The organism is Streptomyces sp. NPDC059668, assembly GCF_042734135.1.
In the GTDB taxonomy this organism is placed as follows: Bacteria; Actinomycetota; Actinomycetes; order Streptomycetales; family Streptomycetaceae; genus Streptomyces.
In genome coordinates this window covers 98,251-100,499 of record NZ_JBHWEL010000026.1, presented here as the reverse complement: position 1 = coordinate 100,499, position 2,249 = coordinate 98,251, and the positions used below count along the sequence as shown (strand labels likewise).

The 2,249-nt window shown below is 66.6% G+C and carries 2 protein-coding genes and 1 riboswitch; both genes read left to right on the top strand.

What is annotated here, in order from left to right:
- The first annotated feature begins 245 nt into the window (after nucleotides 1–245).
- Nucleotides 246–372: riboswitch (cobalamin riboswitch) on the top strand.
- 488 nt (nucleotides 373–860) lie between these two features.
- A complete protein-coding gene (locus ACFV2J_RS20635) occupies nucleotides 861–1,064 on the top strand; it encodes a hypothetical protein (protein WP_385083178.1) in 204 nt (67 codons plus the stop codon).
- A gap of 665 nt (nucleotides 1,065–1,729) precedes the next feature.
- The coding region (locus ACFV2J_RS20630) for a class I SAM-dependent methyltransferase (RefSeq protein WP_385439894.1) at nucleotides 1,730–2,249 on the top strand (520 nt) is incomplete at its 3' end.

Here is a 2,249-nt window from a genome sequence, read left to right as displayed (position 1 = left end):
GGGGGGGCCGGGGTATAAAAAAACCCGGCCCCCGTGTGGTCGTTTGTGATTACCCATTCCCCGCCCGTTAACGGTCCCCCCCCCTGCTCGGGCGGGGGGCGGGAGGCCGCTCGCGAGCGGCCCGAGAAGTGCGCCGAACCATCCCACGACCGGAGACTTCGACGAATCCGACCGACGCGTTCCCCCGCGCAACGCGGCTTCGCCCGGATGCGATGATGGGCTGCGACAAGGCGACGGCGGAACGAGGAAGCCGGTGTGAATCCGGCGCGGACCCGCCACTGTGATCGGCGAACCGCTCTCGCCACGCCACCTGGCGCGGGCGCACATCCCGGAGCTGAGCGCGACGTTGTCCGCGCCGTACAAACAGTAGTCCGCGGCAGCACGGTGGAGGCGCGGGGCACGCGGTGAGACCGCACGAGGTGACGTTCGCCATACCCTCGCACGGCTCTAACACCACGTCACCCGGTCCGCGCCGGGGGACGTCTGTGATCTGTCCGTACCCTCGTCCGCCGGGGGCAGCAACACCTCACCCGGATCGCGGGTCGAGGCCGGTACGGCGTGACCGGGATGCGCTACGCGGACTCCGCACGGGCATTGCTGGAGCAGGTAGCCGAACAAACCTGAGAGGGCCGGCGGTGACTTCTGCCATTCTGCTTGCTATGTCCGCACGGAAACGAAGACTGCCCCGCCACCGTGCGTGGCCTCTGACCACCACCGACATTGACGAGTGTCTCGGCTCTTACCGGAGTCGTGTCACGGACCTGCGGTTCCTCACGGGGCATGACAGCGGGTCCATCGTCCTGGGAACGGCATGGGTCGCTCCTCACCCTCGTAAGTACGGCCGCGGCATCCACCCGGAAATGGTCGGCTTCCGTATAGACGTCCACCCTGTCGATGCCACCGATCGTGCTGTCACCCGCGCTGTTCTACGAGCGCAGGCCCTCCCGCAACTGCACGAATGGATCACGCAGGCGATCGCTGCGGACGAGACCTGGCAATTGACTGACCACCAGCACCACTGGCAGCTCGTCGACGGCCACCTCATGCACCGCGACGAAGTGTGAAACCGAGTCCGGACGGCACGCGCACCCCCACACCAGCGAGGTCACGCGCGCGGGTTCACAACGAACCCAACGGGCCGCACCCGGAAATCGGTACACCCATCCGCGGGTTCCCACCACAAACCCGTCAGTTCTCCTGAACTCACGGGCTCCTACGGGTATGAGTAGTTGAGGTACAGGAAATCCCGGTGCGATTGATCTTGCCGAGTTCACCTACAGCTCCTCGTCGTCCGGCCTGCGGCGTGGAGCACGGTGTGCCGGACCCCGCCTCGGGCGGTTCGGCGGCTTCGTCGCCGGATCGCAGGAGCTGCGCTCCGGACTCTGTACGAAAGACCGAGAGGTCGACTGCTGAATCGAGCTGTGTCCACTGCGCGGGAAGAGGGGTCTTTGCTGCTGCGGGAGGTTCCGTACCGACAGGTGCGATGTGCTGGATTTTCACATTGTCGCCTGCCCTGGAGGCAAGTTCGGCGATCCGCTCCGGATCTCTGCTTCCGGATCCGGCGATTCTGGCGGTCACGGGACCTATGGTCCCCAACGGCACAGGTGGAGCGCCTGGGGTTTTCGATTCCCGCTGGGCATGTTCGCCTGCCAGGTACCAGACGAGTTGGGGTGGGTCCCGGCTGGTAGTGGGGTAGGTACGAGTACGTGACCAATGTCGGGTGCGCCGCATGACCAATAGCGGTACCTCAAGCCGTACTGGCGCGCGGTCAGGTGGCACTCCGCGTATTCCGGTGGCCCGTTGGGAAGAACTCTTCGCTGCGAGCTGCGGCTTCCACCGCGCTGATGACAAGGAGCTGCGCATTCTGGCCGAGCACACTCTCCCCGCTGTTGGACAGCAAGCGCTGGACGTGGGATGTGGCTTGGGTGGCTACGCGGCCGGCCTGGCTGGTCTGGGGTACACGACCCTGGCTGTCGACTGGGCGCAGTTCTCCGTCGCTGCGGTCCGCGACCGCTACAGTGGCCTGGAACCCCGGCTCACCGCCCTCTGCCTGGATTTTGAGGACGACGAGGCCGTGACACGCGCTCTGCCGACCGCCTCGTTTGACTTGATCACGAGGCGTTTGGCCCTGGCGTTCATGACGGACAAGACCGCGATCGCTCAACGGGTACACCGCACGCTGACCCCCGGGGGGGGGGGGGGGGGGGTGCACCCACCCCCATGCCCCGCGGCCGCCCGCCGCCGAGCGC